The sequence below is a fragment of the Cohnella suwonensis genome (assembly GCF_042655365.1).
In the GTDB taxonomy this organism is placed as follows: domain Bacteria; phylum Bacillota; class Bacilli; order Paenibacillales; family Paenibacillaceae; genus Cohnella; species Cohnella suwonensis.
The window spans coordinates 23,525-30,254 of sequence record NZ_JBHSMH010000028.1; the positions used below are offsets into that span (position 1 = coordinate 23,525).

General features: G+C 54.9%; 5 protein-coding genes. All 5 read right to left on the minus strand.

Annotation, left to right across the window (positions count from 1 at the left end; all coding sequences use genetic code 11):
• Positions 1-3 precede the first annotated feature (3 nt).
• Complete coding sequence (locus tag ACFPPD_RS10835) at positions 4-1,014, minus strand: proline racemase family protein (protein ID WP_209750980.1); 1,011 nt, start codon at positions 1,012-1,014, stop codon at positions 4-6.
• A gap of 25 nt (positions 1,015-1,039) precedes the next feature.
• Positions 1,040-2,041, minus strand: a complete 1,002-nt coding sequence (locus ACFPPD_RS10840) for a proline racemase family protein (RefSeq protein WP_209750978.1) — start codon at positions 2,039-2,041, stop codon at positions 1,040-1,042.
• On the minus strand, positions 2,038-3,234 hold the full coding sequence (locus tag ACFPPD_RS10845) for an NAD(P)/FAD-dependent oxidoreductase (RefSeq protein ID WP_209751005.1): 1,197 nt from the start codon (positions 3,232-3,234) through the stop codon (positions 2,038-2,040). The genes ACFPPD_RS10840 and ACFPPD_RS10845 overlap by 4 nt, the downstream gene beginning before the upstream one ends.
• Positions 3,234-4,304: a M24 family metallopeptidase gene (locus ACFPPD_RS10850; RefSeq protein ID WP_209750976.1), complete on the minus strand. Its 1,071-nt coding sequence runs from the start codon at positions 4,302-4,304 to the stop codon at positions 3,234-3,236. Before ACFPPD_RS10850 ends, ACFPPD_RS10845 begins: the two co-directional genes overlap by 1 nt.
• 172 nt (positions 4,305-4,476) lie before the next feature.
• Positions 4,477-6,426 carry a glycoside hydrolase family 127 protein gene (locus ACFPPD_RS10855; RefSeq protein ID WP_209750974.1) on the minus strand — a complete coding sequence of 650 codons (1,950 nt, stop codon included), beginning with the start codon at positions 6,424-6,426 and terminating at the stop codon, positions 4,477-4,479.
• Between the last annotated feature and the right edge of the window lie 304 nt (positions 6,427-6,730).

A 6,730-nucleotide genomic window follows, 5' to 3' on the forward strand; every position in this document is an offset into this window, starting at 1 on the left:
CGGCTAGCGCAAGACAAAGTCGGGCAGCGGATCGCTCGGATCGACGACGAAATTCATCATTCCTAAAATAAAGGCGGTGCCTGTCAATCGGGGAACGATCGCCCGGTAGGTTCCGCACATCGTCTCCGCCATCGCTTTACCTGTCGCCCGCGAGCCCGTGATTCCTTCGTAGATCACTTCTTCGCCGAGACGAAGCTCGCCGCGCCCGATCAGCACGGCCATATGCGCGCATGCTCCCGCGCCGCCCGGAGAACGGTCGAACTGCTCGCCCGCGAATACCGTCACATTGCGGCAGCGGGAGCCGGACGCGCGCACGTCAACCGCATCGCAAATGACGACGCCGTGAATCCCCGATATCTCGGATAACTCGGGATGGACGAAATCGAGTTGCGATTCGATAGCCCGTTTAATCGCTCCGCCCCATGCCTGCAAATCAGGGAGCGCGTTTTCCGTAAGCTTGATTCCGCCTAGACGATTCGCGTCAACTATGGCATAGAACGCGCCGCTGAAGGCGACATCCACCGTAAACTCAACTCCATGGAGCGAGATCGGGATATCCAGGGCATAAACGAAGCTCGCCACGTTATCGATCGATACCGACTTTACCTCCTCCCCTTCGCAATCGGCGTACGCCGTTATACGCCCTGCCGGACTATCGATGCGAATGCCTTGAGCGGCTTCATCCGGCCGCAGCTGCCCGGTTTCGATCCATGCGGTGACGGCTGCGATAACGCCGTGTCCGCTGATGGGGGCAAGCCCCTCGTTGTTCATGAACAATAAGCCGAAATGGGCGTCCTCGCTCGCGGGCGATGTCACGATCGCGCCGGTCATGCCGTGGTGCCCGCGCGGCTCGGCCATGAGAACCCGACGAACTGAATCGAAGTTACGGGCAAAGTATCCGGCTCTAGCTTGCTGCGTCGTTCCTGCCATCGGAGGCAATCCGCCGGTAACGATTCGAAGCGGCTCGCCGCCGGAATGCGTATCGATTGACGCAAACCATTTGCTGAACTCCATCGTTGCGCGCCTCCCAAGGTTATCGTTAGAGCAGGAAAAATCCGTCGTTCAGCGCATCCTTATCACGGAAGACGAACTGATGGAATCCGGTTACCCAAGCGGAGCCGGATATTTGCGGAACGACGGCAGGCAAGCCTCCTACCTTGGTTACCTCCAGCACCTTTGCTTCAAACATCGAACCGACGATGCTTTCATGCACGAACTCCTCGTTCAACGCCAGCTCCCCCTTTGCATACAGGGTTGCAACTTTGGCCGCGGTGCCGGTACCGCAAGGCGATCGGTCGATGCCGCCCGGAGGCACGACAACCGTGTTACGGCAGTGCGCCAGCGGAGATGCCGGATCGCCGTAAAACTCGATATGCGTCAAGCCGCGGATAACCGGAATTTCCGGATGCACGACTTCGACTTGAGCATTAACGGCGTCGCGGATTTTGATCGCCAGCCGAATAATATCCGACGCTCTGTTCGGAACCAACGGCAAATTCAACGGGCGGGCATCGATCAAGCCGTAAAAATTGCCGCCATAGGCAATGTCGAGCGTTAGCTCGCCCAAACCGTCAACTTGAACCGTAACGTCTTGCCGGTACAGAAACGAAGGAATATTCGTAAACGTAACCTTCTTCACTTTGCCGTTCGCGGTTTCGAGCTTTGCCTCCACGAGCCCGGCCGGCGTATCGAGACGCAGCACGTTTTTGTCCGCGGGATAAATTCCGCCTTCGATGAGCGCGGTGCACACGCCGATCGTATCGTGCCCGCACATCGGCAAGTAACCGCCGGTCTCGATGAACACTACGCCGATATCTGCCGTTGGATCGCAAGGATCCGTCAGGATGCAGCCGGACATCACCTCATGACCGCGCGGCTCGAACATTAAGGCTCGCCGGAAATCGTCGTGACGCTCCGACATGTACACCATCTTCTCGGTCATCGTTTTTCCGTACAACGTCGGCGATCCGCTCGTTACCGTACGGGTCGGGTTGCCGCCAGTATGGGTATCGATCGTCGTCACCATTTTGGCGAACTTCATATGACCACCTCCTGGTGTACGCGTCCATTGCGAAAGCGATCGTAACGCAAAGGTTCGGTTGGGATACACGTCTGTACACCGCTTAGCATTTCGCTGATCGCTTTGCCCGTAACGGCTGCCAGACTGATTCCGTCGCCTTCATGCCCCGCCGCCACGTACAAGCCGGGAACTTCGTCTATCGGCGATACGATCGGCAGATGATCCGGCGTCCATGGCCGCAAGCCGGCATACGTGCGCAGCATCGGAATGTGCTCGATGACCGGAAAAAACCGAATCGCCCGTTCCGCGATGAGCCGGGTCACCTGCTGGTCGACTCGCGGTTCCATGCCGACGAATTGCCGGCTGGAGCCGATCAGAAAATTTTGCGAAGCGGTCGGTTCAAATACGAGCGCGATGCCGTATTGCTCAAACTTCGGATCTACCTTTCGTTTCCCGCCGAACTTGCTGATCAAATAACCGAACTCCATCACTTTCCGCTTGCCGATATTCGCAGTTCGGGATGCAACGAGAATATGTCCTTTACGAGGCTCGATCGGGATATCGATGCCGGCCATTAGCCCGATCATCTTCGACCATACGCCCGCCGCATTGATGACGGTATTCGTCTTAATCGTGCCGTTCGGGGTATCCACGCCCCGTATCTTCCTCTGTTCATCCAGCAGTATGGCCGTGGCCGGAGTATTCGTCAGAATACGGGCTCCGAGCCGACGCGCCGTAGAAGCAAGCGAATAGGCAAGCAATACCGGATTTACCGTCGAATCGGTTGCGCACTCCAAGCCGCCGAGCAAATCATCCGACATATAAGGCCACTCGTCTCGCAGATCTTGCGCGTCGAGCATGCGGAACGGAAGCCCCGCTTCCTTCTGGCGGGCAACCCAACGCTCGGCCGCGATCATTTCTTCCTCGCTCTCGCAAACGAGAATGCTGCCCGGCGCCCGATACTCGAATTCCTCGTCGAGCTCATGCACCATTTCGGCGATCAGCTCCTGCGACTTCAAGGACATCTGACTGTCGAAGCCCGGATCTTTATCGATCGCCAGAATGTTGCCGTCGCATCTCGACGACGTTCCTCCGGCGACCTCTCCCCGCTCCACGACAACGACGTCCATCCCAAGCTTTGCCGTGTAATAAGCGATCGCCATGCCGATGATGCCTCCGCCAATAATGACAACCTCTGCCGTATCGGATTTCATCATAGTACGATAAGTTCTTTGTTCGACTTGGTCAGAACTTCAATTCCCGTTTCCGTAACCACGATGTCATCTTCGATCCGAACGCCGCCGAAGCCTGGAATATAAATGCCCGGTTCGACCGTGATCACCATGCCGGGCCGCAAAATGTCTTTGCTTTGCTGCGATAGCCGTACGGGCTCATGGATTTCAAGCCCGAATGCGTGCCCGAGACCGTGTCCGAAGTTCGGACCGTAGCCATGTCCCGCGATAATATCTCTCGCAAGCGAATCGCCGTCTTGGCCCGAAATGCCGGGCTTCAGTCCGGCTAACGTCGCGCGGTTCGCTTCCAAGACGATGCTGTAAATCTCTTTATGCTTATTCGTCGGCGTGCCGATGAAGACGGTGCGGGTCAAGTCCGAGCAATACCCTTCATAGCTCGCGCCGAAGTCGAGCGTGACGAATTCATCGGCAGCCAGCAGCTTGCCGCTCGCCAATCCGTGCGGCAATGCTCCCCGTTCGCCGGAAGCTACGATGGTCGCATAAGCCGAGGAAGGGGCTCCGTTCTTGCGCATCGAATATTCAAGCTCCGCGGAAATGTCTTGCTCGGAAATGCCCGGCTTCATCATGCCCAATATATGCTCGAAGGAAAGCTCGGTAATTTCGACGGCTTTGCGGATGAAGCCAAGTTCCTTCTCGTCCTTGATCCCTCGAAGCGATTCGACGATATTCTCCGTAGGAACGAGCCCGATGCCCGAAAATTGCTCTTGGTAAGCCATATAAGTAGCATACGCGACGTGATTTTTCTCAAATCCAAGCTTCTTCACGTCAAGCGATCTCATTGCTTCATAAATCGATTCCGCAGGCTTGATCGCATGCAGCACGATTTCATACGCCTTCGCCTGCTCCGCAGCCTGACTCGCGTAGCGGAAATCGGTGAAGAGCAGCGCTTTTTCCTTCGTTACGAGAACGTATCCCGACGAGCCGGTAAAACCGGTTAAATATCTACGGTTAAAAGCATTCGTGATGAGAAGTCCATCCACCCCCAGCTCTTCAAGCCGTTTCCGAACGCGAGTAAGTCGTAAAATTTCCATAGGCTGCAGCCTTCCCCCCTTAAGTTCACCTTTTAACGATGAAGGATCCGTGCGTTGCATACCATTAAACATTTTTTAATATAGTTCAACTATGTTGAATTGTCAATTGATATCTGTACATGAAACCCCAGAAGCCGGATACGCCGGCCGCTGGGGAATGATTCAAGCTTTTTTATAGGTAGTTCTCATGCAACCATACGAGCATTTCGCCAGGCTTTCGATTTGCCCATGCAAAATACGGGATTGCCTTTATTTGAACTGGGGTGCTTTTGAAAGGATCGGTTTGGTATAAACGATCGTCGTCATATGAGGCTTCGTCCGTCCGCCATGCGCCGCCATTCAGAACAACCACGCCTTCGAGAAGCCCGTCATCGTATCTTGCCGTGAATTCGGAAGCGGCAGACACGCGAATGTCGCGCAAATGTTCGCCGTTATCCGCTTCTTCCAGGCAAAATACGATCGGTCCGCGTTGCAAGGCCAGCTTGCCGACATTTTCGCGTACCTTCGGATTGGAGCGCACCTTCTCTACCGCCATCGGCAATATAAGCTCGATCCGATCGCCGCTCAGCCATACGCGTTTAATTTTTGCATAGCCTTTGTGCGTCATTGAAGATAGTGCGACGGATTCTCCGTTGACCTTCAGCATGGCGTCTTTGCACCATCCCGGTAAACGAAGGGCTATCGTAAATTCCGCCGGTTGCTCCGCGGCAACCGTAAAATAAATATGGCCCTCCCACGGGTAATTGGATTGCTGAGTCAATTGCACCCGTTGACCGTCGATCGATTGATGCGCTTGGCCGCCGATGTACAAATGGACGAACCATTCTTGCTCGCTCTCGTTATACGAATAAATGTATTGTCCGAGCGAAGCGATCAAGCGGGCGATGTTCGGCGGGCAGCAAGCGCAGCCGAACCAGGCTTGACGCGTCTTGGACACCGACCGCAAATCTTCTCGAACGTCGCACGCGGATGGCCATACTTCCAGCGGGTTGACATAAAAGTAGCTTTTGCCGTCCAAAGAGATCCCGCTCAAAATCCCGTTGTACAGGACGCGCTCCATCACATCCGCGTATTCCCGATCCGCTTCGATTTGCAACATGCGGCTCGCCCAGAACATGAGGCTGATCGCTGCGCAAGTTTCCGTATACGCCCGATCGTTCGGCAAATCGTAATCGATGGTGAACGACTCCCAGTATTCGTTGGACCCGACGCCTCCGGTAACGTACATTCTTTTGCGAGTCACGTTTCTCCAAAGCTCCTTGGATACTTCCAGCAGCTCGGAATCGTTATATTCCACGGCGAGATCCGTCACGCCGCTGAACAAATACAAGGCGCGAACGGAGTGGCCTTCGGCCGTCTTTTGCGCTCGCACCGGCAAATGCGCTTGAAAATAATCCGCATTCCTTCTGGCTACGCGATGCTCCGTCCTTCCCGCTTCCTCGATATCGAAAAAGTACGGCACTTGGCCTCGTTCGTCGACGAAAAAACGGCTCAGCTCCAAGTAGCCGATCTTCCCGGTTACGCGGTAGAGCCTGACAAGCGCGAGCTCGATTTCCGGATGCCCGTCGTAACCGCGAATCTGGCCTGGCTTCCTTCCGAACACATCGACCATATGGTCGGCGTAACGGCTCATGATGTCGATGACTTTACGTTTGCCCGTTGCCTCGTAATAAGCGACGGCTGCCTCGATTAAATGCCCTGCGCAGTATAACTCATGATCGTCTCGCAGATTTGTCCACTTTTTCCCCGGCTTCGCTACCGTAAAATACGTATTCAGATAGCCGTCGGCTTGCTGCGCACGCCCGAGCAAATCGATCACGCCGTCGGCAATCGCCTCGAGCTTCTCGTCGCGCTTGATTGACAAGGCGTATCCGGCGGCTTCCAGCCACTTGGCCAAGTCGCTGTCCTGGAACACCTGGCCATAATAATCGGCCTTCAGCTCGCCGGCGGCGATGCGGAAATTTTCTACCGTGTGGCTGGGCTCGGCGTCGGGGATCGTGTCGTTCATAGCTTCCCATTGGTAAGGAATGACCGTTTCGCGGATCAGCGTTTGCCGTTTGGCCCAAAAAGAATCGTCGATCGTTATATTTTTTATCGGAATCGCTTGCAAGTGTTTGATCATCGCGTAGTTCCTCCTCTAGTCAAATCCCTTGGATTGTCTAATATGATAGCATCGCTTGATCGGCTTTGTCGGTAGCGCAATCCCAACAATAGGTGGACAAAACTGACATTTCTGGTCGACATAACCGATCGAGGAGGCGCCATGTCCGAACAAACTACGGTCGAGCCGGATCGCGTCGTCAAATCAAAAAGGAGACCCGGTAGCGGCAATGTCATTAAGTTAAGGAGCAGGGCCAAAATCAAGAACAAGAGCAGGTTATCGAAAAGATAGCCCGCTCTTTTTTTTGCACGAAAACAGCAAAACA